The sequence below is a fragment of the Cellulosimicrobium sp. NPDC057127 genome, from assembly GCF_042670945.1.
Classification (GTDB): domain Bacteria; phylum Actinomycetota; class Actinomycetes; order Actinomycetales; family Cellulomonadaceae; genus Cellulosimicrobium.
The window spans coordinates 127,827-152,098 of the sequence record NZ_JBHUUP010000007.1 but is presented as its reverse complement, the minus strand read 5'-3'; the positions used below and the strand labels follow the sequence as shown (position 1 = coordinate 152,098).

Sequence of the window (24,272 nt, the reverse complement as noted above, 5' to 3'; positions counted from 1 at the left end):
GGATACGGGGCCGCCGGACCCGGTCGACGACGCCGCCCACGGGACGGTCGCGGAGCGGTCAGCCGAGGTCGAGCGCCAGCAGGTCGTCGACCGTCTCGCGGCGCACGAGCACGCGGCTCGCGCCGTCGGCCACCGCCACCACGGGCGGACGGGTCAGCAGGTTGTAGTTCGAGGCCATCGACCGCCCGTAGGCGCCGGTCGCGGGCACCGCGAGCAGGTCGCCCGCACGCACGTCCCCGGGGAGCATCACCTCGTGGACGACGATGTCGCCGCTCTCGCAGTGCTTGCCGACGACGCGGGCGAGCGCGGGCTCGGCGCCGGACCGCCGGCCGACGACCTCGGCGTGGTACTGCGCGTCGTACAGCGCCGGCCGGATGTTGTCGCTCATCCCGCCGTCCACGGAGACGTACGTGCGCACGCGGCCGTCGGCGAGGGTGACGGGCTTGACCGTGCCGACCGTGTACAGCGTGAGGCCGGCCGGACCGGCGACCGCGCGCCCCGGCTCGATGGAGAACCGCGGCAGCGGCGTCCCCAGGTCGGCCGCGGCGTCGGCCACGGCGCGGGCGACGTCGGTCGCGACGTGCTCCGGGTCGAGCGCCGTCTCGCCCGGCAGGTAGGCGATGCCGTACCCGCCGCCGACGTCGACCTCGTCGACGAGCACGCCGGTGCGTACCGCGAGGTCGGCCCGCAGCTCGAGCACGGTGCGCGCCGCCACCTGGAAGCCGGTCGGGTCGAGGATCTGGGACCCGATGTGGGAGTGGATGCCGAGCAGCCGCAGCTCGGGCCGGGCCACGACGGCCAGGAGCGCCGCCATCGCGGGCGAGGGCGCCGCGACGCCGCGACCGTCGGCGCTGGCGGGCGCCACAACCGACAGGCCGAACTTCTGGTCCTCGTGCGCGGTGGAGATGTACTCGTGCCCGCCGGCGTGCACGCCGGTCGTCACGCGCACCATGACGGGCGCGACCGTCCCGCGCGCCGCGGCGGCCGCGGCGACGCGCTCGACCTCGGCGAGCGAGTCGACGATGATCCGCCCGACCCCGGCCTCGAGCGCCCGCTCGATCTCGGCGTCGGACTTGTTGTTCCCGTGCAGGCCGATCTCGGACCCGGGCACGCCGGCGCGCAGCGCGACCGCAAGCTCGCCGCCCGACGCCGTGTCGACGCGCAGCCCTTCCTCGCGCGCCCACCGCGCGACCGCGACCGTGAGCAGCGCCTTGCCCGCGTAGTAGACGTCGACGTCCGTGCCGACGGCGCGGAACGCCGCCTCGAACGCCGTCCGGTAGGCGCGTGCGCGGGTGCGGAAGTCCGCCTCGTCGAGCACGTACGCGGGCGTGCCGTGCTCGGCCGCGAGGTCGTGCACGCCGACGCCCGCGACCTCGAGCTCGCCGTCGGCGCGGCGCCGCACGCCCTGCGACCACGGCTCGCCCGGGTGGCCCGGCAGCGCGGCGCTCACATGCGCTCCGGCGCGGAGACGCCGAGGAGCCCGAGGCCGTTGGCCAGGACCTGGCGCACGGCGTCGTTGAGCCACAGCCGGGTCCGGTGGGTGTCCGTGACCTCCTCGTCCGGGTACGGCAGCACGCGGCGGTCCTTCTGCTGGTACCACGTGTGGTAGTCGCCCGCGAGCGCCTCGAGGTAGCGCGCGACGCGGTGCGGCTCGCGCAGCTCGGCCGCCTGGGCCACGATGCGCGGGAACTCGGTGAGGCGTCCGATCAGCGCCGCCTCCGACGGGTGGTCGAGCAGCGCCGGGTCGAACCCGTCGGCGCGCGCCACGCCGCGGTCGGCCGCGTTGCGGTCGACGGCCGCGGTCCGCGAGTGCGCGTACTGCACGTAGTAGACGGGGTTCTCGTTCGTCGCCCGGGCGAGGAGGTCGAGGTCCAGGTCGATGCTCGAGTCCGCCGACGAGCGCGCGAGCGAGTACCGCGCGGCGTCGACGCCCACGGCGCCGACGAGGTCGTCGATCGTCAGCACGGTCCCGGCGCGCTTGGACATGCGCACGGGTGCGCCGTCCTTGACGAGGTTGACGAGCTGGCCGATGAGGATCTGCAGGTTCTTGCCCGGCTCGTCGCCGAACGCCGCGCACACGGCCATCATGCGGCCGACGTACCCGTGGTGGTCCGCGCCGAGCATGATGATCACGTCGTCGAAGCCGCGCTCGCGCTTGTCGAGGTAGTAGGCGATGTCGCCCGCGATGTACGCGGCGTGCCCGTCCGACTTGATGACGACACGGTCCTTGTCGTCGCCGAAGTCGGTCGTGCGCAGCCACGTCGCGCCGTCCTTCTCGTAGACGTGGCCGCCCTCGCGCAGGCGTGCGACGGCGCGCTCGACGGCGCCCGACCCGTGGAGCGAGTCCTCGTGGAAGTAGACGTCGAAGTCGACCCCGAACTCGTGCAGCGACGCCTTGATCTCGCCGAACATGCGCTCGACGCCGCGTGCGCGGAACGCCTCCTGAGCCTCGGCGTCGGGCAGCGTGCGCGGGTCGGGCTCGCCGGCCGCGAGCGCCTCGGCGACGACGGCGTCGGCGATCTCGGTGATGTACTCGCCGCCGTACCCGTCCTCGGGCGCCGCCTCGCCCCGTGCCCGCGCGAGCAGCGACCGGGCGAACCGGTCGATCTGGGCGCCGTGGTCGTTGAAGTAGTACTCGCGGGCCACCTCGGCCCCGCTCGCCTCCAGCACGCGCGCGAGCGAGTCGCCCACCGCGGCCCAGCGCACGCCCCCGATGTGGATGGGGCCCGTCGGGTTCGCCGAGACGAACTCGAGGTTGACGCGCGTGCCCGCCTCGGAGTCTCCGCGGCCGTAGGCCGTGCCCGCCTCGACGACCGTGCGCGCGAGCTCGCCCGCCGCGGCGGCGTCCAGGGTGATGTTGAGGAACCCGGGGCCGGCGACGTCGACGGCCTTGACGCCGGGCGTCGCGGCCAGACGCCCCGCGAGGTCCTCCGCGAGCGCGCGAGGCGTGGTGCCGGCCTTCTTCGCGAGCTGCAGCGCGACGTTCGTGGCCCAGTCGCCGTGCTCGCGCTGGCGGGGTCGCTCGACGTGCACGGAGTCCGGGACCGACTCGGCGGGCAGGGCGAGGGTGCCGTCGGCGACGGCGGAGGCCAGGGCAGCGCTCAGCGCGCGGGAGAGCTCGTCGGGGGTCACCAGGCGATCCTACCGAGGCGCGCGCACGAGCCGTCGTGCTCGGAGCACCCGCGGCGTGCTGGTAGTCTCGTGCCTCGCGCCCAGCGGTCGCGTCTCGCCGACGCGACGCAGCGGTGCGCACGCCCTCGTAGCTCAGTGGATAGAGCGTCTGCCTCCGGAGCAGAAGGTCGTAGGTTCGAATCCTATCGAGGGCACCTCTCCCGGCACACGCCGCCTCCTGCGGTGGAGGCGGCCTCCGCGCGCCAGCGCTGGGCACCCGCGCCCTCGCCACCTTCGCTACGGTGGCCTCATGACCGACGGCGGCTACGGCGACTTCGAGTTCGAGCGCCGGTTCCTCGTGCGCGACCTTCCCGCCACGCTGCGCGACGCACCGGCGCTCGTCGTCCAGAGCTACTTCCTCGCCGACGAGGGCTACGCGCTTCGCCTGCGCGCCACCGCCCCCGGGGTGGACGCACCCATGGACGCCGGGACCGACCCGGCCGCCCTCCTCGAGCGGTACGCGTCCGCGGTCGACCTGTGCACCCTGACGGTCAAGGGCCCCATGGCGGGAGGCACGCGGTACGAGGCCGAACGGGTCGTCGACACCGGCGTGGGACTGCAGACGATCCGCCGCGGGGGTGCACGCATCGCCAAGACCCGGTGGTCCGTGTGGCTGGGCGACGACGGCTGGGTCGTCGACGTCTTCGGCGGGGCGAACCACCCGCTGGTCGTGGCGGAGTGCGAGCGGTCGGGGCCGGTCACGGACCTGCAGATCCCGACGTTCTGCGTCACCGAGCTCACCGACGACGCGCGGTTCTCCAACGACGCGCTCGCGAACCGGCCGTACTCCCGCTGGCGTGCCGGCTACGAGGCCGAGCTCGCCGCGTCCGGCCCGCGGTTCCTCCAGGGCTTCGGCCGCAACGAGCGGCTCCAGGGACCGTAGGACGGCTCAGGGTCCGGCGCGCAGGGCCCGAGAACGGGCGACGGGCCTCAGGCCCCGCCCATCTCCTCGACACCCTGCGTGAACTCGAAGTGCCACGGCTCGTAGGCGCCACCGCCGCCTCGCTTGGCCCACGGCGGGTTCGCCCAGCCGTACGTGGTGCCGTTCTCGTTCAGCCACGCGTACACCTCGCGCGACCCGGTCTCGATCGAGCACAGGTCGATGGCGAGCCCCCAGCCGTGCATCGAGGTGCCCGGCCGTGCGGCGAACGCGCCACGGGTGCCCTTGAGCGACACCTGGGTGGACAGCGTGCGGTAGGAGGAGACGAGGCACAGGTCGCGGCCGAAGTTCGCGCGGAACGCCTCGTTGAGCGCCGACAGCGCGACCGCGGCGTCGGGCCGCAGGAAGTCGCCCGGCTGCCACAGCTCGCACAGCCCGTGCGGGTCGAGGTTGCCGTTCGAGCCCGAGGGTCGGACGGTGGGGTCGCACCCGGGGAGCGGCTCACGGTCGAACGACCGGGACGCGGCGGATGTCCGCTCGACGCGCGGGGCGGCGGCGACGCTCTCCGACACGGCCGGTGCGGTCGACGCCGCCGTGGCCAGGTCGAGCGCGCTCGGACCGGCGGGCCCGCGCTCGGCGTCGAACGGCGTCGCGCCGCCGGAGCCGTCGTCCGCGCCCGCGGACAGGGGCATCGCGATCGTCGCGACGGCGAGCGTGCTCAGGACCGCCATGCGCGGGGCCCAGCGGTGCGCGCCCGTGACCTGGGCCGGGGTGCGGCGCGAACGACGCGTGCCCTGCTCGGCCTCGCGACGGGCCCGACGGGACTCGAGGACGGGGGTGCCGGACTCCTGCGACTCCACCCGCCACCTGCCTCTCCACGTTCCTGACCGCCCCTGGGACCAGCCCTCACGGGCCGATCAATCACGGAACAGTAACGAAGCACTCGGACGTTTCCAAGTCCGCTGCTCACAGCCGTGTAAGACGTCGCCCGGCGGTCAGTACGGGCGGCGCTGCATCGCGTCGCGCACCTCGCCCACGAGCTCCTCCAGGATGTCCTCGAGGAAGACCACGCCACGCGTGCCGTCCGCGCCGTCGACGCGCGCGAGGTGCGCCCCGGAGCGCTGCATCGCGCGCAGCGCGTCCTCGACCTCGTCGCCGGGCGCCGCCACCGCGAGCGCGCGCACCCGCCATCCCGGCACCGGGCGCCCCCGCGTCGCCTCGTCCGCGTAGAGGACGTCCTTGACGTGCAGGTAGCCCGCCAGCGCTCCGTCCGCGTCCACGACCGGGAACCGGGAGAAGCCCGTCCGGGCGACGAGGCGCTCCACGTCGTCGGGCGTGCAGCCCTCGGCGAGCGTGACGAGCCGCGCCACGGGGACCATGACGTCCGCCGCCGTCCGCTCGGAGAACTCGATCGCCCCCGAGAGCAGCCCCTGCTCGTCGCGCAGCACCCCCTCGGCCTGCGACCGCTCGACGATGGACTGCACCTCCTCGGCGGTGAACGCGGACGCCACCTCGTCGCGCGGCTCGACGCCCGTCGCGCGCACCACGTGGTTGGCGAGCCAGTTGAGCGCGCCGATCACGGGCCGCAGGGCCCGGCCGATCCACACGAGCGGCGGGCCGAACCACATCACCGCCGCGTCCGGCCCCGCGACCGCGAGGTTCTTCGGCACCATCTCGCCGAGCACGACGTGCAGGTACACGACGACCGAGAGCGCGAGGACGAAGGCGATCGGGTGCGCGAGGGCGGTGCTCACGCCGAGCGCGTGCAGCGGCTCCTCGACGAGGTGCGCGAGAGCCGGCTCGGCGACGATCCCGAGCCCGGTCGAGCAGACCGTCACGCCGAGCTGCGCGCACGCGAGCATGAGCGACACGTGCTCCATGGCCCACAGCACCGTCTGCGCGCGCCGGTCCCCCTGCGCGGCCCGCGGCTCGATCGCGGAGCGGCGGGCCGAGATGACCGCGAACTCGGCGCCGACGAAGAACGCGTTCCCGGCGAGCAGCAGCAGGCCCACGAGCAGGGCCGTCGTCGAGCTCATCGCGCCGCCTCCTCGGGGACCGCGCGCACCCCGACCCGCTCGACGCGCCGGCCCTCCATGGCCTCGACGCGCACGGCCACCCGGTCCCCGCCCCGCCCGACGCGGACCTCGTCGCCGGGCTCGGGCACCCGCCCGAGCCGGGACATGACGAGGCCCCCGAGCGTCTCGTACGCGCCGTCGTCCGGGACGTGCAGGCCCGTCACCTCGGTGAGCTCGTCGGGGCGCATGACGCCGGGCACGAGCCAGGAGCCGTCGGCGCGCCGGGCGGCCCCCGCGCGCCGCGGGTCGTGCTCGTCGGCGACGTCGCCCACGAGCTCCTCGACGACGTCCTCGAGCGTCACGACGCCCGACGTGCCGCCGTACTCGTCGACGACGACCGCCATCTGCAGCCCGAGGCCGCGCAGCTCGACGAGCAGCGGCCCGAGCCGGACGGTCTCGGGGACGCGAGGTGCGTCGACCATGAGCGCGGCGGCAGGGACCTCGTCGCGGCGGTCGTGCGGCACCGCCACGGCGCGTCGCAGGTGCACGAGCCCCACGACGTCGTCGCGGTCGTCGCCGATGACCGGGAAGCGGGAGTGACCCGTCCGGCGCGCGGCGTCGACGACGTCGGCCGCGGTCGCGTCGCGCCCGACGACGACCATGCGCATGCGGTCGGTCATGACGTCGACCGCGGAGAGCTGCTCGAGCTCGATCGAGTTCGTCAGCAGGGTCGCGACGGAGACGTCGAGCGTGCCCTCCGCGGCCGAGCGGCGCACGAGGGACGCGAGCTCCGACGCGGACCGGGCGCCCGACAGCTCCTCGCGCGGCTCGACCCCGACGCGGCGCAGGATCGCGTTCGCGGACCCGTTGAGCACCACGACCACGGGGCGGAACAGCCGCGTGAACTGCCGCTGGAGCGGCACCACCTGGCGCGCGGTCGCGTACGGCGCGCTGAGCGCGTAGTTCTTCGGGATCAGCTCGCCGAACAGCATGGAGAACAGGTTCACCAGGACGAGCGCGAGGACCCCGGCCAGCACGGCGGCGACCGTCTCGCCCAGCGCCGTGCGGCCGAGCGCGCCGCCGACCAGCGACAGCAGCGCCGGCTGGGCGGTGTAGCCGAGGAGGATCGTGGTGATGGTGATCCCGACCTGCGCCGAGCTCAGCTCGGTCGACAGGTGGCGCAGGCCTGCACGGACGCTGCGGTCGCGCCGGTCGCCGCCGCGCCCGGGTCTGTCCCCCTCCTCGTCGTCGCCCGCACCCACCACGCCGGGGTCGAGCGTGACCAGGGAGAACTCGCTCGCCACGAAGACGGCGGTACCTGCTGTGAGGAGCACCCCGAGCGCGACCATCACCCAGTCGCCTAGCACGAGGTGCTCCACCGATATCGACCGCTGCTGCTCATCGTGCGCACGATGCTAGCGACCGTGGGCGGGTCCGCACGGGGGCCCTGCGGATATCCGTCCGACCTGGGCCGACGTGTGCCAGGCTGTATCCCATGGCAGATCCGAGGTCAGCGAGCGCATACCCCACCGGTGCGGGTGCAGGCACGGCGGCGAGCCGGACCCCCGCCCCGCCCGCAGGTCAGCCGGGCCAGCAGACCGCCACGGTCCTCGTCGTCGAGGACGAGCCGGCGATCGCCACGGCCATCGCCCAGCGGCTCAGCGCGGAGGGCTGGCGCGTCGAGGTCGCGCGCGACGGACTGTCGGGCGTGGACGCCGCGCACCGCCTGCGGCCGGACGTCATCGTGCTCGACGTCATGCTCCCGGGCATCGACGGGCTCGAGGTGACGCGGCGCATCCAGGCCGAGCAGCCCGTGCCGATCCTCATGCTCACGGCGCGCGACGACGAGACCGACATGCTCATCGGGCTCGGCGTGGGCGCGGACGACTACATGACGAAGCCGTTCTCGATGCGCGAGCTCGTCGCGCGGCTCAAGGCGCTGCTGCGCCGCGTGGACCGCGCCGCCCAGGCCGTGAACGCGACGCCGACCGAGCCGCCGATGGTCGTGGGCGACGTGACGATCGACAAGGCGCAGCGCCGCGTCCACCGCTCCGGCGAGGAGGTGCACCTGACGCCGACGGAGTTCGAGCTGCTCGTCATGCTCGCGAGCTCCCCGAGGACGGTGCTCACCCGGGAGCGCCTGCTCGCCGAGGTCTGGGACTGGGCCGACGCCAGCGGGACCCGCACCGTCGACTCGCACATCAAGGCGCTGCGCCGCAAGCTCGGGGCGGACCTCATCCGCACCGTGCACGGCGTGGGCTACGCGTTCGAGCCGCCCGCAGGATGACGTCGTCCCCCGACGGTCCGGACCGGGCCGGCACCCCGACCCACCGCACGTACGCCCGGCGACCGCACCTGCCGGACGTGCGCCCGCTCGACTCGCTGCGGTCGCTCAAGATCAAGCTCGGGGTGCTCGTCGCCGCGACGGTCACGCTCGCGGTGCTCATCACGTGGATCGGGCTGCAGAACCAGCTGGGGCCGTCGCGCACGTTCCCGCTCGCGATCGTCCTGTCGCTCCTGCTGACGCAGGTCCTCGCGCGCGGCATGACGTCACCGCTGCGCGACATGACGGCCGCCGCGCGCGCGATGGCCGACGGCGACTACAGCCGCCGCGTGCGCGCCACGAGCCGGGACGAGGTGGGCCAGCTCGCCGTCGCCTTCAACGTCATGGCCGAGGACCTCGCGACGAGCGACCAGGTGCGGCGGGAGCTCATCGCGAACGTGTCGCACGAGCTGCGCACGCCCGTGGCGGCGCTCCAGGCGCAGCTGGAGAACGTCGTCGACGGCGTCACGGAGCCCACGCCGGCGACGATGGAGATGGCCCTCGCCCAGACGGAGCGCCTGACCCGCCTGGTCGCGTACCTGCTCGACCTCTCGCGCCTCGAGGCCGGTGCGGCCGACCTCAACATCACCGAGATCGACGTCGGCGACTTCCTCGAGGAGAACGCCGAGGCCGTGTCGATGGTCGACGCCGCGAAGGGGCTGCGGTACGTCGTCGACGTGACCCCGCCCGACCTCGTCCTCGAGGCGGACCGGGAGCGCCTGCACCAGGTCGTGGTGAACCTCCTGCAGAACGCGATCCGGCACTCCCCCCACGGCGGGGAGATCCGGCTCGAGGCCTACCCGGTCGACGACGACGTCGTCCTCGAGGTCGTGGACGACGGCCCGGGCATCGCGAAGGAGGACCGCGAGCGCATCTTCGAGCGCTTCGCGCGCGCGAGCGCGACGGGGTCGCACGCGGTGCCCGGTTCCACGACGGGCGGGACCGGCATCGGCCTCGCGATCGTCCGCTGGGCGGTGGACCTGCACGGGGGTCGCGTCGAGGTGGCGGACTCGCGGCACGGCGCGACGATGCGTGTGACGCTGCCCGCGCGACCGCACGTGGTGCCCGCTGGCGAGGACGCCGACCCGGACGGCGGCACCTGACCGACCCGCAGTGATATCCGTCACACCGAGGTGCCGAGATACCCGGCGATGGCCTGGGAATCCGGGATCTTGCTCGCAGACAGCACGGTCGTTGCACCCCGTTTGCCTCGGCCAGACGTCGGAGCAGACCTCACCCCGGACGACCCTCGTGGCGACGGTCGAGCGGGCGCCCGAGGGCATACGCTGGAGAGGTCCGGAGGACTACCGGACGAGTCTGTGCCGGGGCGCGCCGCCGTCTCGTCGACACGTGCCGACACGACTGCGACCGACAGCGACCTGTGGTGAAAGTGGGCGATCCGCGCGTGTCCCCGAAGGCTGAGTCAGAGGCGATCAGCGACGCAAGCTCCGTGTTCGGAGCGAACGAGTGGCTCGTCGACGAGCTCTACGAGCAGTACCTCCAGGACAAGCACGCGGTGGACCCCGCGTGGTGGGACTTCTTCGAGGACTACCGGCCGGCGGAGGACGGGGAGGACGACGCGGCGACCGCGTCGGACCGTCCCGGGTCCCCGACGAACGGCGCCGCGCGCGCGAGCGCTCCGGCCGCTCCCCCGCAGGAGGACGCCGGTCGGAAGGCCCAGCCGGCCCGCCAGGCCGCGGTGACCGACGGCTCCGCGGCCGCCGAGGCCACCCAGCCCGTCCGGCCGAGGACGCTGCCCGCGGACCCCGAGGTGAACGCGGCGGCCGAGGCCGTGCGCGCCGCCGAGCCGGTCGCGACGGCGCAGCCCGCGACCGCCCCCTACGCGCAGGTCCCCGCGCGCAAGGTCCCGGGCGCGGCGAGCGACGAGGGCGAGCCCGTCGACGACGTGCAGAAGCTCCGCGGCCCCGCGGCGCGCGTCGTGACGAACATGGAGTCGAGCCTGCAGGTGCCGACGGCGACGTCCGTGCGCGCCGTGCCGGCCAAGCTCATGGTCGACAACCGGATCGTCATCAACAACCACCTCGCGCGCGGCCGCGGCGGCAAGATCTCCTTCACGCACCTCATCGGCTTCGCGCTGGTGGAGGCGCTCGCCGACATGCCGGTGATGAACGCGAGCTACACCGAGCTCGACGGCAAGCCGGCCGTCAACCAGCCCGCGCACGTGAACTTCGGCCTCGCGATCGACCTCGCCAAGCCCGACGGCTCGCGCCAGCTCCTCGTCCCGAGCATCAAGAAGGCCGAGACGATGGACTTCGCGCAGTTCTGGTCAGGGTACGAGGACCTCGTGCGCCGCGCGCGCGGGAACAAGCTCGGCGTCGACGACTTCGCGGGCACCACGATCTCGCTGACCAACCCCGGCGGCATCGGCACCGTCCACTCCGTGCCGCGCCTCATGCAGGGCCAGGGCACGATCATCGGCGTCGGCGCGATGGACTACCCGGCGGAGTTCGCCGGGGCCTCGACCGAGCGCCTCGCCCGCCTCGGCATCTCGAAGGTCCTGACGATCACGTCGACCTACGACCACCGGATCATCCAGGGCGCGCAGTCGGGCGAGTTCCTGCGCATCCTGTCGAACAAGCTCATCGGCGAGGACGGCTTCTACGACCGCGTGTTCGCGGCGCTGCGCATCCCGTACGAGCCGGTGCGCTGGGTCCGCGACAACACGACGGACGCGGAGATCGAGGCGGCGAAGCCGGCGAAGATCGCCGAGCTGATCCACTCCTACCGCTCGCGCGGGCACCTCATGGCGGACACCGACCCGCTCGCGTACCGCCAGCGCAAGCACGGCGACCTCGACATCCAGAACCACGGCCTCACGCTGTGGGACCTGGACCGCACCTTCCCGACGGGCGGGTTCGGCGGCAAGCAGAAGTCGTCGCTGCGCGACGTGCTCGGCCTGCTGCGCGACTCGTACTGCCGCACGGTCGGCGTCGAGTACATGCACCTCGCGGACCGCGCGCAGCGCAAGTGGCTGCAGGAGCGCCTCGAGTCCGGCTACGCCCGCACCCCGCGCGAGGACCAGCTGCGCATCCTGCGCCGCCTGAACTCCGCCGAGGCGTTCGAGACGTTCCTCCAAACGAAGTTCGTCGGGCAGAAGCGCTTCTCGCTCGAGGGCGGCGAGTCCCTCATCCCGCTGCTCGACGCGATCCTGTCGAAGGCCGCCGAGAACGGGCTGGACGAGGTCGGCATCGGCATGGCGCACCGCGGGCGCCTGAACGTGCTCGCGAACATCGCGGGCAAGAGCTACGCGCAGATCTTCGCGGAGTTCGAGGGCAACCTCGACCCCAAGAGCGTGCAGGGCTCGGGCGACGTGAAGTACCACCTCGGCACGGAGGGCACGTTCACCGCCGAGTCGGGTGCCACGACCAAGGTGTACCTCGCGGCGAACCCGTCGCACCTCGAGGCGGTCGATCCCGTGCTCGAGGGCATCGTGCGCGCGAAGCAGGACCGCATCGACCTCGGCGGCGACGGCTTCTCGGTGCTGCCCATCCTCATCCACGGCGACGCGGCGTTCGCCGGTCAGGGTGTCGTCCCCGAGGTGCTCAACCTCGCGCAGCTGCGCGGGTACCGCACGGGCGGCACGGTCCACCTGGTCGTCAACAACCAGGTCGGCTTCACCACCGGGCCCTCGTCGTCGCGCTCGACGACGTACGCGACCGACGTGGCCAAGGGCTACCAGGTCCCGATCTTCCACGTGAACGGCGACGACCCGGAAGCCTGCGTGCGCGTGGCCGAGCTGGCGTTCGCGTTCCGCGAGCAGTTCGACCGCGACGTCATCATCGACCTCATCTGCTACCGCCGCCGCGGGCACAACGAGGGCGACGACCCGTCGATGACGCAGCCGCTCATGTACAACCTCATCGAGGCGAAGCGCTCCGTCCGCAAGCTCTACACGGAGAACCTCGTCGCCCGCGGGGACATCACGCTCGAGGAGGCCGAGCACGTCCTGCAGGACTACCAGGCCCAGCTCGAGCGGGTGTTCACCGAGACGAAGGAGGGCGGCTGGACGCCTCCCGCCTCGTCCGAGCCCGTCGCCGGCCTGGAGCGTCCGGAGTCCCAGCGTGAGGACGCCGGCACGATGGTCGGCTGGCGCACCGCTGTCGACGCGTCCGTCGTCGAGCGCATCGGACAGGTGCACGTCGCGCCGCCCGAGGGCTTCACCGTGCACCCCAAGCTCGCGCAGCTCCTCGAGAAGCGCCGGCAGATGGCCGTCGAGGGCGGCATCGACTGGGGCTTCGGCGAGCTCGTCGCCTTCGGCTCCCTGCTCATGGAGGGCACCCCGGTGCGCCTCGCCGGCCAGGACTCGCGCCGCGGCACGTTCGTGCAGCGCCACGCGGTGCTGCACGACCGCGAGACGGGCGCCGAGTGGACGCCGCTGCTCTACCTCTCGGCGGACCAGGCGAAGTTCTGGGTCTACGACTCCTCGCTCTCGGAGTACGCGGCGCTCGGGTTCGAGTACGGGTACTCCGTCGAGCGCCCGGACGCGCTCGTCCTCTGGGAGGCCCAGTTCGGCGACTTCGTCAACGGCGCCCAGACGGTCATCGACGAGTTCATCTCGTCGGCCGAGCAGAAGTGGGGCCAGTACTCGTCCGTCGTCATGCTCCTGCCGCACGGGTACGAGGGGCAGGGACCGGACCACTCGTCGGCACGCATCGAGCGGTTCCTCCAGCTCGCCGCCGAGGAGAACGTGACGGTCGCCCAGCCGTCGACCCCCGCGTCGTACTTCCACCTGCTGCGCCGCCAGGCGTACGACCGCCCGCGCCGTCCCCTCGTCGTCTTCACGCCGAAGCAGCTGCTGCGCCTCAAGGCGGCCGCCTCGCCCGTGGAGGAGTTCACGCAGGGCACGTTCCGGCCGGTGATCGGGGACGCGTCGACGGACCCGGCGAAGGTGGACCGCGTGCTGCTCTGCACGGGCCGCGTCTACTACGACCTGCTCGCCGAGCGCACCAAGCGCGGTGACGACGCCACGGCGATCGTGCGGCTCGAGCAGCTCTACCCGCTCGACGTCGAGGCGATCCGTGCCGAGATCGCGCGGTACGGCGACGCCGAGGTCGTGTGGGTGCAGGACGAGCCCGAGAACCAGGGGGCGTGGTCCTTCATCCACATCAACCTGCCGGACGACCTGCCGCGCGTGCGCGTCGTCTCCCGCCCCGCGTCGGCCTCCACGGCCGCCGGTACGGCGAAGAAGCACCAGGCCGAGCAGGCGGTGCTCCTCGAGCAGGCGTTCACGCGCTGACCGCGGCTCCCTGAGCACGACGAAGGCCTCCTCCCGTCCGGGAGGAGGCCTTCGTCGTCAGCGGCTCACCAGCGGTCGTGGATCTTCTCGCGCAGGTAGGTGTCGTAGATCTCGCGCACGCCGGACGCGAACAGCGGGCCGAGCACGTCGGCCGAGCCCGCGCCCGCGTTGGCACGCGCCTGGTCGGCGTTGCGCGCCCCGGGGATGACCGTGGACACGCCGGGCTGCTGCCACACCCACGCGATCGCGGCCTGGGCGGGGGTGAGGGTCTCTCCCAGGGTGTCGTGCACGAGGGCCGTGAAGTCCTCGGCGGCCCGCACGCCCGTCTCGTAGTCGACCCCCGAGAACGTCTCCCCGACGTCGAACGCGCTGCCGTCGCGGTTGTAGGTGCGGTGGTCGTCCTCGGCGAACGTCGTCTCGCGCGTGTACCGGCCGGAGAGCAGGCCGGAGGCGAGCGGGACCCGGGCGATGATGCCCACCCCGGCGTCGGACGCGGCCGGGAGCACCGCGTCGAGAGGCTTCAGCCGGAACGCGTTGAGGATGATCTGGACGCTCGCGACGTTCGGCCGGGCGATCGCGGTGAGCGCCTCGTCGACCGTCTCGACGCTCACGCCGTAGGACGCGATCGCGCCCTCGGCGACGAGGGTGTCCAGGGCGTCGTAGACCTCGTCGCGCGAGAAGACCGCCGTCGGCGGCGTGTGCAGCTGCACGAGGTCGAGACGCTCGGTGCGCAGGTTGCGGCGCGAGCGGTCGGTCCACTCGCGGAACGCCGCGAGCGTGAAGCTCTCCGGGTCCTGCGGTCCGCGCCGGCCCATCTTCGTGGCGACCGTCACCGGGTGCCCCGGGTTGTCGGCGAGGTAGGCGCCGATGACCTGCTCGCTGCGGCCGTCCCCGTAGACGTCCGCGGTGTCGAAGAACGTGACGCCCGCCTCGACCGACGCGTCGAGCACCGCACGGGCGTCGTCCTCGTCGACGTCTCCCCAGTCGGCGCCGAGCTGCCACGTCCCCAGCCCCACCACCGAGACGAGACGTCCCGTGCGTCCGAGCACCCGTCGTTCCATCGTTCCTCCTCGTGCTGCCACGGACGCGATGGTGCACGCGCCCCGGCCCCGAGTCTGACGGGCGGACGCCGGACGTGCACCCCGCAACGCCGAGTAGCGTATGTGGGCGTGAACACCGACGCTCCCTCCGGCGCCCAGCTGCGCATCGTCCACGGCGACCACGTCGCCACGATCACCGAGGTCGGGGCGGCGGTGCGCGAGTACGCCGTCGCGGGTCGTCCCGTCTTCGTGCCGTTCGCCGAGGACGAGGTCTCCCCCGCCTTCAACGGAGCCGTCCTCCTGCCGTGGCCGAACCGCCTGCGCGACGGGCAGTACGAGATCGACGGCACGTCCTACCAGGTGCCCGTGACCGAGTTCCGACGCAGCACCGCCCTGCACGGCCTCGCGTGCTGGCAGCGCTGGCAGGTCGTCGAGCACGAGGCCGCGACGGTCTCCCTCGAGCTGCGGCTCGTCCCCACGCCCGGCTACCCGTTCGCGCTCGTCTCCCGCGTCACGTACTCGCTCGACGACGACGGGCTGCGCGTGCACGTGCGCACGACCAACGCCGGCCGCGGCACCGCGCCGTACGGGGTGGGCTTCCACCCGTGGCTCTCGCCCGACGGCGCCGACCTCGACGACTGCACGATCCGCCTCGACGCGACGTCACGCGTCACGACGGACGACCGGCTGCTGCCCACCGGCACCGAGCCGGTCGCGGGAGCGTACGACCTGCGCGAGACGCGCTCGCTGCGCGGCGTCGACCTCGACGACGCGTACGTGGACGTGACCCGCGACGACGCGGGCCTGTCGTGGATCCGTCTGGGCGCTCCCGACGGCAGCACGGCCGCCGTCTGGATGGACCGCTCGATGGACACGTGGCAGATCTGCACGGGCGACCACGTGGGCGACGTGGCGTTCCGGCGCTCCGGCGTCGCGGCGGAGCCCATGAGCTGCATCGCCGACGCGTTCCGCACCGGCGACCGGCTCGTGCGCCTCGCGCCCGGCGACACGCACGAGGTCACGTGGGGCGCCACGCTCCTGCGGTCCTGACCGACACGCCGGACGAACCGGACGGGTTGGCCTGCCGCTCGCGGCGTCGGGGACAATGGCGCGTGTGGAGGACGCGGCACAGCGAGAAGTTCGGATCTGCGTCGTCGGCGACGAGCTGAGCGCCGGCGTCGGGGACGCCAAGGCCCTGGGGTGGGCGGGGCGCGTCGTCGCGCGCACCCGCTTCCCGCGGCCGGCGCACGTCTTCCCGCTCGCGATCCCCGGCGAGACGACCACCGCGCTGAGCCAGCGCTGGGAGGTCGAGACGGCGCGGCGCTTCTCGCCCGAGCCGGACGCGGACAACCGCCTCGTCATCGGTCTCGGCCGCCACGACCTCGACGCCGGCCTCTCGGTCGCACGCTCGCGCCTCAACCTCGCCAACGTGCTCGACGTGGCCGAGTCCCGGCGGCTGCCCGTGTTCGTCGTCGGGCCGCCGCCGGGGCGTCCCCAGGACGCGGACCGGCTCGCCGAGCTGTCGAACGCGTTCGCGGACGTCGCGAACCGGCGGCGCGTGCCCTACGTCGACACGTTCAGCCCGCTCGTCACGCACGAGCAGTGGCTCGCGGACCTCGCGCAGAGCGGCGACGGCTACCCCGGGCAGGCGGGCTACGGCCTCATGGCCTGGCTCGTGCTGCACACGGGCTGGCACGCGTGGCTGGGCCTGCCCGACGACACCGCCTGACGGGGCCCTGTCAGGCGCGCGAGACCGCGAGGTCCCCGGACACGGTGCTCGTGGACACGTACGCCGCGCCGACCCCGGGCTGCTCGGCGGGCCGGTCGGCGTGGTCGACCGTCGTCGTGCGCCGGGCCGAGCTCTGCAGGCGCACCCCGTCGAGCGAGACGGTCCCGGTGACGCTGCGCGCCCGGACGTTCACGGGCGTGGCCGCGCCGAGGCGCACGCCGACGTCGCCGGAGACGGTGCGCGCGTCGACGAGGGGGGTGCTCTCGCGGGCGACCACCTCGACGGCGCCCGTCACGGTGCTCACCGACACGCGGCCGAGCGACCCGGTGATCGTGACCGCGCCCGACGCGGTGCTGACGCGCGCGTCACCGACGTGCTCGGCGACCTCGACCGCGGCGGACGCCGACCGGACGGCGACCGGTCCCGTGCTGCCCTGGACCCGCACGGGACCGGTCGCCGTCGTCACGGTCAGGTCTCCCGCGGCGCCGGTCACGGCCGTCGCGGCGCGGACGGTGCCGACCTTCACGGGCACGCCGGCCGGGACGACGAGCCGCACGACCGCGCGGTCCTTGTCGCGCACGCCCTTGGCGCGGTCGACGAGGCCCTCGACCCCGGCGAAGTCGTAGCCGACGTGCAGCTCGCCGTCGTGCGCGCTGACGAGCAGCGGTCGGCCGGACACCTCCGTGACCTCGACGTGCGCGCCGGTGTCCCGGCCGGGGTCGGCGACGACGTCCACCGACCCGTCGGTCAGCTGGACGACGACGCGGCGCGCCTCGGCGACGTCGACGTCCTGCGGGGCGGTGATGGTCCACGACTCGGTGCTCATGCGGTGTCTCCTTCGGTGGGGTGGCGGGTTCACGGCAGGGTCGCCCGGACCGCGCGGCGTGCGCCGTCGAGGACGGCGCGCAGGGTGTCGAGCGTGAGGTCGGTGAGCGCGTCCGCGGAGGCCGCACGACGCAGGTCGGAGCGCAGGTCGTCCCGGAACCGGCGCAGGAGGACGTCGGCCTCGGCGCGGCGGTCGGCCGAGCCGGTGCCGGACGCCGTGCCGTCGCCGCGCGGGCGGGCGCGCACGCCCTGCGCGGCCGCCGCGAGCTCGGCCCGCAGCCCGTCGAGCGTGCCGTGCACGTCGGCACGCAGCGCCTCCGCGTGCCGTCGCACGGTCGCGGCGACGTCCCGCTCGAGGGCGGCGAGGTCGGCACGCCGGGCCTCGACCTCGGCACGTCCGGCGGGCGTCAGCGTGTACGTCGCCGTGCGCCCGGTGTCGGTGCGGCGCACGAGCCCGTCCGCCTCGAGCCGCGCGAGGCGCGGGTAGATCGTCCCGGCGCTCGGCCGGTACGTGCCGCCGAACCGCGCCGAGAGCTCGGTGATGAGCTCGTAGCCGTGCCGGGGGCCGGCGGCGAGCAGCGCGAGGAGGTACAGGCGCAGCTGGCCGTGCGCGAAGACGGAGGCCATCAGCAGTCTCGTCGTCCCGCCGGCGGCGGCGTGGCAGCGGTCATCGGCTCTCCGCCTCCTCGTCACCGGCGCTCGGGCGTCGCCCGCTCGCGACGCACCGCGTCAGGTCAGACACGATATATCGCGTCCTGCGGACGGGCAAGGGGTCGCGTGTGGGACGATGGTCGGCGGACCGGGCACGCCGAGCACGCCGAGCACGGCCGGCCCGAGAACGGCAGCACCGCCGACGACTCCCGAGCACCTAGGAGATCACCATGAGCAAGCGCGGACGCAAGCGTCGCAGCCGCAAGGGCAACGCCGCGAACCACGGCAAGCGCCCCAACGCCTGAGGCGAGCAGCACGAAGGGCCCGGACCGACGTCGTCGGTCCGGGCCCTTCGTCGCTGGGGGCGCCTCGGCCGTCGGCCGGCGGTCGCCCGCGGTGGCTCAGCGGTGCTCGGTGACCGTGGTGGTCGACACGACGGTGGTCGTCGAGACGGACGTGGTCGTCGTCGACATGATCGTCAGCTGCGCGTGGATGCGCTCGCGCAGGCCCACCGGCGCCTGCTCGTGGCAGGAGCGACGCACCAGGCGCTTGACGAGCTCCTCGATGCTCAGCTCGGCCAGGCACGGCGAGCAGTGGGCGACGTGCGCGCGCATGCGCAGCTCGTCCTCCGGCGTCATCTCCGAGTCCAGGTACTCGTAGAGGTGCGTGAGCGCGTGCTCGCACTCCGACTCGCCCCCGGTGGCGTGCGGGATCGGCGTCACCGGCTCCCCCGCCGCTCCCGGCTGCAGGGTCCCCGCGTCCTGCGCCCAGCGCTCCGACGTGCTCACGACTCACCTCCAGGAGCCTTGGCCCCTACCAGTCCTCGTCTCGCGGCGTAGTCCGCCAGCAGCTCGCGCAGCTGGCGCCTGCCCCGGTGCAGGCGGGACATGACCGTACCGATCGGTGTCCCCATGATCTCCGCGATCTCCTTGTACGGGAAGCCCTCGACGTCGGCGTAGTACACGACCATGCGCCGGTCCTCGGGCAGCTCCTGCAGCGCGCGCTTGACGTCCGTGTCGGGCAGCCGGTCGAGGGCCTCCGCCTCGGCGGAGCGCAGCCCCTGCGACGTGTGCGACGCCGCGCGCGCGATCTGCCAGTCCTCGACGTCGTCCGTCTGGGCCTGCTGCGGCTCGCGCTGCTTCTTGCGGTACGTGTTGATGAACGTGTTCGTCAGGATCCGGTACAGCCAGGCCTTGAGGTTCGTGCCCGGCCGGTACTGGTGGAAGGCCGCGAAGGCCTTGGCGAACGTCTCCTGCACGAGGTCCTCGGCGTCCGACGGGTTGCGCGTCATGCGCAGCGCCGCGGAGTAGAGCTGGTCGAGGTACTGCAGCGCGTCGCGCTCGAACCGCGCGGCGCGTGCGGCGTCGTCCTCCGCCTCGGGCGCGCGGTGGGTGTCCGTGTCGTCGTCGGCCGGGGCCGCGCCGTCGCTCCGCCCGGGCAGCGCGGCACCGGGCGTCGGCGACGACGCCTCGTCGGGGCCCTCGGAGGTTCGCTCAGTCATCGTCCACGAGCCTAGCCCTCCGTGGGGCCGCTCGTTCGCTGGAGCGCCACGGTGGGACGGACGGGTGGACCAGGCCGCGGCGAAGGCCTCGTCCGGGGTGGCCGGACGGGCCGCCGGGGCGGCGGTTCGCAGGGCGTCGAGCAGGAGGGTCACGCGTGGTGCAACGACGACCTGCCGCCACCCATTCCCGCCGTGAGGGCACCGGTCGCGACGCCGGGTGCCCGTGGGTGGCGCGGCCGCCGGGGTCGCGGCAGGCTGAGAGTCTTCCGCTACCGAAGGAGTGATCCGATGCTGCTGCGTCACGTCGCGAGGCCCATGCTCGCCTCCTGGTTCGTCTACGAGGGCGTCCAGACCGCGCGGAAGCCCACCGAGCACGTGCGAGCCGCGCGTGACGGCGTCGAGCTGGTCGAGCGCACCGCGGGCGTCGACGCGTCCCTGAGCGAGTCCCAGGTCACCACCCTCGTGCGGGCGCACGGCGCCGCGACCGCCGTCGCCGGCCTGTGCCTCGGGCTCGGCAAGGCGCCGCGCACCGCGGCGCTCGCGCTCGCCGTGCTGACCCTCCCCCTCGCCGTCGTGAACCAGCCGTTCACCACGCGCGGCCCCGAGCGCCAGGAGCGCACACGGAAGTTCGTCACGAACCTCGGCGCCATCGGCGCGGCGCTCATCGCGGGCGCCGACTACGAGGGACGCCCGGGCGTGCAGTGGCGGCTCGCGAAGGCGCGTCACGACCTGGCCGTCACCGCCCACGCGAAGCAGGACGCGGTGGTGGCCGGCACCAAGGGCGCGGCCCACGGCGTGGCGGGGACCGCCAAGGGCGTCGCGGGCACCGCCAAGGGAGCGGCCAAGGGCGCGAAGGGCACCGTCACCGGGAGGACCAAGGGCGCCAAGAGCGCCACCAAGGGGTTCCAGCGCACCGCGAAGGGTCTCGGGAAGGGCGCCGGCAAGGCGGCGAGGCGTGCGGCGGGCGCGAAGGCGGCCTGACCCCACGGCGCGCGTCCGCCGGCCGGGTGGCCCGTCGCCGCGCGCGACGGCTCCACTAGCCTGGGCACCATGACCGACGCGCGCCCCTCCGCCCCCGCCCCCGTCGAGCCCGAGGGGTGGGCCGCGCCGGTGGCGGACGGACCGCTCGACGCGACGGTCGAGGTGCCGGGGTCGAAGTCGCTCACCAACCGCCTGCTCGTGCTCGCGGCGCTCGCCGACGGGCCCGGCGTCCTGCGCGGCGCGCTGCGCAGCCGTGACGCCGACCTCATGGCGGCCGGCCTGCGTGCCCTCGGCGTCGACGTCGCCGAGGGCACGTCGCCGAGCGAGCTGCGCGTCGCGCCCGGGCCGCTGCGCGGGCCCGCCGAGGTCGACTGCGGGCTCGCGGGCACCGTGATGCGGTTCCTGCCGCCCGTGGCCGCGCTCGCGGACGGCGCCGTGCGGTTCGACGGCGACCCCGGCGCACGCGTGCGCCCCATGGGTCCCGTGCTCGCCGCCCTCGGCGCGCTCGGCGTGGGCGTCGCCGGCGACGGGCCGGGCACGCCCACGACCCTCCCGTTCACGGTCCGCGGGCGCGGCCGCGTGCGGGGCGGCTCCGTCGACGTCGACGCGTCCGCCTCGAGCCAGTTCGTCTCCGGGCTGCTCCTCGCCGCCGCGCGGTACGACCAGGGCCTGACCCTGCGGCACGTCGGCACGACGCTGCCGAGCATGCCCCACATCGACATGACGGTCGAGGTGCTGCGCGAGGTCGGCGTCGAGGTCGACGACTCCCGTCCCGCCATCTGGCGCGTGGAGCCGGGGCCGATCGCCGCGCGCGACGTCCAGGTCGAGCCGGACCTGTCCAACGCCGGGCCGTTCCTCGCCGCCGCGCTCGTCGCGGGCGGCACGGTGCGCGTCCCGGGGTGGCCCACGACGACGACGCAGCCCGGTGCGATGCTCGGCGACCTGCTCACCGCGATGGGCGGCACGGCGCACCTCGAGGACGGCGTCATGACGGTCACGGGGACCGGCGAGGTCCGCGGCGTCGACGTCGACCTGCACGCCGCCGGCGAGCTCGCCCCGACGATCGCCGCGCTCGCCGCCCTCGCCGACTCCCCCAGCCGGCTGCGCGGCATCGCGCACCTGCGCGGCCACGAGACCGACCGGCTCGCGGCGCTCGCCGCGGAGATCACGCGCCTGGGAGGCCGGGCGGAGGAGACGCGCGACGGGCTCGTCATCACGCCGCGACCGCTGCACGGCGCGACGTTCCGCACGTACCACGACCACCGCATGGCCACCTCGGCGGCGCTGCTCGGGCTGCGCGTGCCGGGCGTCGTCGTCGAGAACGTGGGGACCACCGCGAAGACGCTGCCCGGCTTCGACGGGATGTGGGCGCGCATGCTCGGCGCGCAGGCCTCCCCGGCACCCGCCGGGCCGGCCGAGGGGGCGGCGACCCGCTGATGGCGCGCCGCGTGCCCGACGAGTCGGACTTCCGCGCCCGCCCGGGCAAGCGAGGGAGCCGGCCGCGCACCAAGCAGCGGCCCGAGCACGCGGACGCGGTCACGGGCTTCGTGACCGGTGTGGACCGGGGTCGCTACACGCTGCTGGTCGACGACGGCACCGGGGACGAGCGCACCGTCGTCGCGATGAAGGCGCGCGAGCTCGGCCGCACGCGCGTGGTGTGCGGGGACCGCGTCGACGTCGTCGGGGACGCGACGGGGGACGCGGGGACGCTTGGACGCATCGTGCGCATCCAGGAGCGCTCCTCCGTCCTGCGCCGCACCGCGGACGACACCGACCCGTACGAGCGCGTCATCGTGGCGAACGCGGACCAGCTGGTCGTCGTCACGGCGCTCGCGGAGCCGGAGCCGCGCACGCGCATGATCGACCGGTGCGTCGTCGCGGCGTACGACGCCGGCATGGACGTCCTCCTGTGCCTCACCAAGGCCGACCTCGCGGACCCCGCTCCCCTGCGCGCGCTGTACGAGCCGCTGGGGGTGTCGGTCGTCGTGACGCGCAGGGCGCCGGACGAGCACGCGCGGGGCGGCTGGGCGATCGAGCCGGTCGACGCGGTGCGCGACGCGCTGGCCGACCGCACGTCGGTGCTGGTCGGCCACTCGGGGGTCGGGAAGTCGACGCTCGTCAACGCCCTCGTGCCCGACGCCGGTCGCGCCACCGGCGTCGTCAACGACGTCACGGGCCGTGGCCGCCACACCTCGACGTCGGCCGTGGCGCTGCGCCTGCCCGGCGGCGGCTGGGTCATCGACACCCCGGGCGTGCGGTCGTTCGGTCTCGCGCACGTCGAGGTCGGCCACCTGCTGCACGCGTTCGACGACCTCGACGCCGTGGCGGCGGACTGCCCGCGCGGGTGCACCCACCTCGACGACGCGCCCGACTGCGCGCTCGACGACTGGGTCGCCGCGTCGTCGGACGAGACGGAGCGCGCCGCGCGTGCCGCGCGCGTGGAGTCTTTCCGCCGCGTGCTGTCGTCGCGCACGGGCGCGGCCTGAGCCGGGCGGGACCGGCCGCACCGCTACGGTGTGAGCCATGACGCCCCCCTCGACGCGGAGCTACGACGACGACCTGCGCCTCGCCCACGTGATCGCCGACCAGGTCGACGCGCACACCATGTCTCGGTTCAAGGCCCTCGACCTGCACGTCGAGACCAAGCCGGACGCGACGCCCGTGAGCGACGCCGACCGCGCGGCGGAGGAGATCATCCGCGCCCAGCTGGGCCGGGCGCGCGGCCGGGACGCGATCGTCGGCGAGGAGTACGGCGAGACCGGCCACGGCTCGCGGCGCTGGATCGTCGACCCGATCGACGGGACGAAGAACTTCGTGCGCGGCGTCCCCGTGTGGGCGACGCTCATCGCGCTCGCCGACGGCGACGAGGTCGTGGTGGGGCTGGTCTCGGCGCCCGCGCTGGGCCGACGGTGGTGGGCGGCGCGGGGAACCGGCGCGTGGACGGGCAAGTCGCTCGCCGCGGCGACGCGCCTGCACGTCTCCGGCGTGTCGGACTGGGGCGACGCGTCGTTCGCGTACGCCTCGCTCGACGGCTGGGAGGAGCTCGGCCGGCTCGAGCCGTTCCTCGACCTGATGCGCGGCGCGTGGCGCACGCGCGGGTACGGCGACTTCTGGTCGTACATGCTCGTCGCGGAGGGCGCGGTCGACGCGGCCGCCGAGCCCGAGCTGGAGCTCTACGACATGGCGGCGCTCGTGCCGATCGTCACCGAGGCCGGTGGCCGGTTCACGTCGCTCGACGGCGCCGACGGGCCGTGGGGCGGGAACGCCGTCGCGACCAACGGGCACCTGCACGACGAGGTGCTGGGCCGCATCGGGGGCTGACCGGCCCGGCGTCATGCCGCGCCGACCGGCGTGCCGTCCCTCAGCCGCGCGGCACGTCCCCGAGCTCGGACCAGTCGTACCAGAGCAGGTCCCGCTCGGTGACGCGCTCGAGCGCCGCGTCGAGCGCCGCGTCCGCCTCCGGCCCGTCGCCGTCGGCCGCGGCGAGCACGGCCTCGACGTCGGGCGCCGCTGCGGGCTCGTCGACGTGCACGCACACGATCGCGACGTCCGGGACGGTCCGCACGACCTCCACGGCGCTCGGGGCGGGCGCGTCCTCGTCGTCGGCACCGGGCTGCGGCTCGACGACCTGCACCGCGCCGTCGGGCACCTCGAGCGTGACGACGAGCCGCTGGCGCGGGGCGTCCGGTCGCGCGGCGACGAGCGCGAGCGAGTCGTCGGCCGCCTCGAGGGCCGCCGCGTACTCCAGGCCCTCCTCGTCCTCGTCGGGCAGCGCGCGGCCGAGTGCGGTCGTCACCGCGTGCGCGGCGCGCGGCGCGACCGTCCAGCGCGCCGCTCCGGCGGTGACGGAGACGGCGTCGAGCTCGTCGAGCGTGGCAGGCAGGTAGATGCGCATGCGC

General features: G+C 74.3%; 22 protein-coding genes and 1 tRNA gene. 12 read left to right on the top strand and 11 right to left on the bottom strand.

The annotated features are described in order from the left end of the window. Nucleotides 1-58 precede the first annotated feature (58 nt). Both lysA and argS read right to left on the bottom strand, forming a co-directional pair. A complete protein-coding gene (gene lysA, locus ACFTZA_RS09240) occupies nucleotides 59-1,450 on the bottom strand; it encodes a diaminopimelate decarboxylase (RefSeq protein ID WP_378193143.1) in 1,392 nt (463 codons plus the stop codon). Beyond that, nucleotides 1,447-3,132 (bottom strand): arginine--tRNA ligase, encoded by a 1,686-nt coding sequence (gene argS, locus ACFTZA_RS09235; protein WP_378193139.1) that lies wholly within the window; start codon nucleotides 3,130-3,132, stop codon nucleotides 1,447-1,449. Before argS ends, lysA begins: the two co-directional genes overlap by 4 nt. Before the next feature lie 121 nt (nucleotides 3,133-3,253). Between argS and ACFTZA_RS09230 the strand changes: the two genes are divergently transcribed. Further along, nucleotides 3,254-3,326, top strand: a tRNA-Arg gene (locus tag ACFTZA_RS09230). Nucleotides 3,327-3,421: 95 nt separating this feature from the next. Then, nucleotides 3,422-4,054, top strand: a complete 633-nt coding sequence (locus ACFTZA_RS09225) for a hypothetical protein (protein ID WP_378193136.1) — start codon at nucleotides 3,422-3,424, stop codon at nucleotides 4,052-4,054. A 47-nt stretch (nucleotides 4,055-4,101) separates the two neighbouring features. Here ACFTZA_RS09225 and ACFTZA_RS09220 read toward each other — a convergent pair whose 3' ends face one another. The 3 genes from ACFTZA_RS09220 to ACFTZA_RS09210 all read right to left on the bottom strand — a co-directional run bounded on the left by ACFTZA_RS09220 (nucleotide 4,102) and on the right by ACFTZA_RS09210 (nucleotide 7,433). Then, the gene (locus ACFTZA_RS09220; RefSeq protein ID WP_378193133.1) at nucleotides 4,102-4,911 is read right to left on the bottom strand and encodes a D-alanyl-D-alanine carboxypeptidase family protein; all 810 of its coding nucleotides are present in this window, start codon (nucleotides 4,909-4,911) and stop codon (nucleotides 4,102-4,104) included. Nucleotides 4,912-5,046: 135 nt separating this feature from the next. Then, nucleotides 5,047-6,087, bottom strand: a complete 1,041-nt coding sequence (locus tag ACFTZA_RS09215) for a hemolysin family protein (RefSeq protein ID WP_378193130.1) — start codon at nucleotides 6,085-6,087, stop codon at nucleotides 5,047-5,049. Further along, nucleotides 6,084-7,433, bottom strand: a complete 1,350-nt coding sequence (locus ACFTZA_RS09210) for a hemolysin family protein (RefSeq protein ID WP_378193127.1) — start codon at nucleotides 7,431-7,433, stop codon at nucleotides 6,084-6,086. Before ACFTZA_RS09210 ends, ACFTZA_RS09215 begins: the two co-directional genes overlap by 4 nt. 128 nt (nucleotides 7,434-7,561) lie before the next feature. On the opposite strand from ACFTZA_RS09210, the gene ACFTZA_RS09205 reads away from it, so the two are divergent. The 3 genes from ACFTZA_RS09205 (at nucleotide 7,562) to ACFTZA_RS09195 (ending at nucleotide 13,646) form a co-directional block, all read left to right on the top strand. Further along, the gene (locus tag ACFTZA_RS09205) at nucleotides 7,562-8,353 is read left to right on the top strand and encodes a response regulator transcription factor (protein WP_378193123.1); all 792 of its coding nucleotides are present in this window, start codon (nucleotides 7,562-7,564) and stop codon (nucleotides 8,351-8,353) included. After that, nucleotides 8,350-9,492: a sensor histidine kinase gene (locus tag ACFTZA_RS09200; protein WP_378193120.1), complete on the top strand. Its 1,143-nt coding sequence runs from the start codon at nucleotides 8,350-8,352 to the stop codon at nucleotides 9,490-9,492. Before ACFTZA_RS09205 ends, ACFTZA_RS09200 begins: the two co-directional genes overlap by 4 nt. A gap of 329 nt (nucleotides 9,493-9,821) precedes the next feature. Beyond that, nucleotides 9,822-13,646, top strand: coding sequence for a multifunctional oxoglutarate decarboxylase/oxoglutarate dehydrogenase thiamine pyrophosphate-binding subunit/dihydrolipoyllysine-residue succinyltransferase subunit (locus ACFTZA_RS09195; RefSeq protein WP_378193282.1), 3,825 nt, complete (start codon nucleotides 9,822-9,824; stop codon nucleotides 13,644-13,646). Nucleotides 13,647-13,711: 65 nt separating this feature from the next. Here the strand turns inward: ACFTZA_RS09195 and ACFTZA_RS09190 are convergent, their stop codons facing one another. Next, complete coding sequence (locus ACFTZA_RS09190) at nucleotides 13,712-14,707, bottom strand: aldo/keto reductase (protein WP_378193117.1); 996 nt, start codon at nucleotides 14,705-14,707, stop codon at nucleotides 13,712-13,714. A gap of 108 nt (nucleotides 14,708-14,815) precedes the next feature. On the opposite strand from ACFTZA_RS09190, the gene ACFTZA_RS09185 reads away from it, so the two are divergent. Then, on the top strand, nucleotides 14,816-15,736 hold the full coding sequence (locus tag ACFTZA_RS09185) for an aldose 1-epimerase family protein (RefSeq protein ID WP_378193114.1): 921 nt from the start codon (nucleotides 14,816-14,818) through the stop codon (nucleotides 15,734-15,736). Nucleotides 15,737-15,791: 55 nt separating this feature from the next. Further along, nucleotides 15,792-16,415 carry a GDSL-type esterase/lipase family protein gene (locus ACFTZA_RS09180; protein WP_378193110.1) on the top strand — a complete coding sequence of 208 codons (624 nt, stop codon included), beginning with the start codon at nucleotides 15,792-15,794 and terminating at the stop codon, nucleotides 16,413-16,415. A gap of 10 nt (nucleotides 16,416-16,425) precedes the next feature. Here ACFTZA_RS09180 and ACFTZA_RS09175 read toward each other — a convergent pair whose 3' ends face one another. Both ACFTZA_RS09175 and ACFTZA_RS09170 read right to left on the bottom strand, forming a co-directional pair. After that, entirely contained in the window at nucleotides 16,426-17,241 is an 816-nt protein-coding gene (locus ACFTZA_RS09175; protein ID WP_378193107.1) for a DUF4097 family beta strand repeat-containing protein, read from the bottom strand. A 29-nt stretch (nucleotides 17,242-17,270) separates the two neighbouring features. Next, the gene (locus ACFTZA_RS09170; protein ID WP_378193103.1) at nucleotides 17,271-17,867 is read right to left on the bottom strand and encodes a PadR family transcriptional regulator; all 597 of its coding nucleotides are present in this window, start codon (nucleotides 17,865-17,867) and stop codon (nucleotides 17,271-17,273) included. Nucleotides 17,868-18,121: 254 nt separating this feature from the next. Between ACFTZA_RS09170 and ACFTZA_RS09165 the strand changes: the two genes are divergently transcribed. Continuing rightward, entirely contained in the window at nucleotides 18,122-18,196 is a 75-nt protein-coding gene (locus tag ACFTZA_RS09165) for a 50S ribosomal protein bL37 (protein ID WP_099052597.1), read from the top strand. A 96-nt stretch (nucleotides 18,197-18,292) separates the two neighbouring features. On the opposite strand, the gene rsrA is transcribed toward ACFTZA_RS09165, so the two are convergent. Together rsrA and ACFTZA_RS09155 are read right to left on the bottom strand one after the other, a co-directional pair. Further along, nucleotides 18,293-18,679 (bottom strand): mycothiol system anti-sigma-R factor, encoded by a 387-nt coding sequence (gene rsrA, locus ACFTZA_RS09160; RefSeq protein ID WP_378193099.1) that lies wholly within the window; start codon nucleotides 18,677-18,679, stop codon nucleotides 18,293-18,295. Next, a complete protein-coding gene (locus ACFTZA_RS09155) occupies nucleotides 18,676-19,392 on the bottom strand; it encodes a sigma-70 family RNA polymerase sigma factor (protein ID WP_378193096.1) in 717 nt (238 codons plus the stop codon). The genes rsrA and ACFTZA_RS09155 overlap by 4 nt, the downstream gene beginning before the upstream one ends. Before the next feature lie 288 nt (nucleotides 19,393-19,680). On the opposite strand from ACFTZA_RS09155, the gene ACFTZA_RS09150 reads away from it, so the two are divergent. The 4 genes from ACFTZA_RS09150 to hisN all read left to right on the top strand — a co-directional run bounded on the left by ACFTZA_RS09150 (nucleotide 19,681) and on the right by hisN (nucleotide 23,694). After that, entirely contained in the window at nucleotides 19,681-20,373 is a 693-nt protein-coding gene (locus ACFTZA_RS09150; RefSeq protein ID WP_378193093.1) for a DoxX family protein, read from the top strand. Nucleotides 20,374-20,442: 69 nt separating this feature from the next. Beyond that, nucleotides 20,443-21,810 (top strand): 3-phosphoshikimate 1-carboxyvinyltransferase, encoded by a 1,368-nt coding sequence (gene aroA, locus ACFTZA_RS09145; protein WP_378193090.1) that lies wholly within the window; start codon nucleotides 20,443-20,445, stop codon nucleotides 21,808-21,810. Then, nucleotides 21,810-22,859: a ribosome small subunit-dependent GTPase A gene (rsgA, locus tag ACFTZA_RS09140; protein ID WP_378193087.1), complete on the top strand. Its 1,050-nt coding sequence runs from the start codon at nucleotides 21,810-21,812 to the stop codon at nucleotides 22,857-22,859. The genes aroA and rsgA overlap by 1 nt, the downstream gene beginning before the upstream one ends. Before the next feature lie 37 nt (nucleotides 22,860-22,896). Continuing rightward, nucleotides 22,897-23,694 (top strand): histidinol-phosphatase, encoded by a 798-nt coding sequence (hisN, locus tag ACFTZA_RS09135; protein ID WP_378193083.1) that lies wholly within the window; start codon nucleotides 22,897-22,899, stop codon nucleotides 23,692-23,694. A 40-nt stretch (nucleotides 23,695-23,734) separates the two neighbouring features. On the opposite strand, the gene ACFTZA_RS09130 is transcribed toward hisN, so the two are convergent. Further along, a complete protein-coding gene (locus ACFTZA_RS09130) occupies nucleotides 23,735-24,268 on the bottom strand; it encodes a DUF6912 family protein (protein WP_378193079.1) in 534 nt (177 codons plus the stop codon). Between the last annotated feature and the right edge of the window lie 4 nt (nucleotides 24,269-24,272).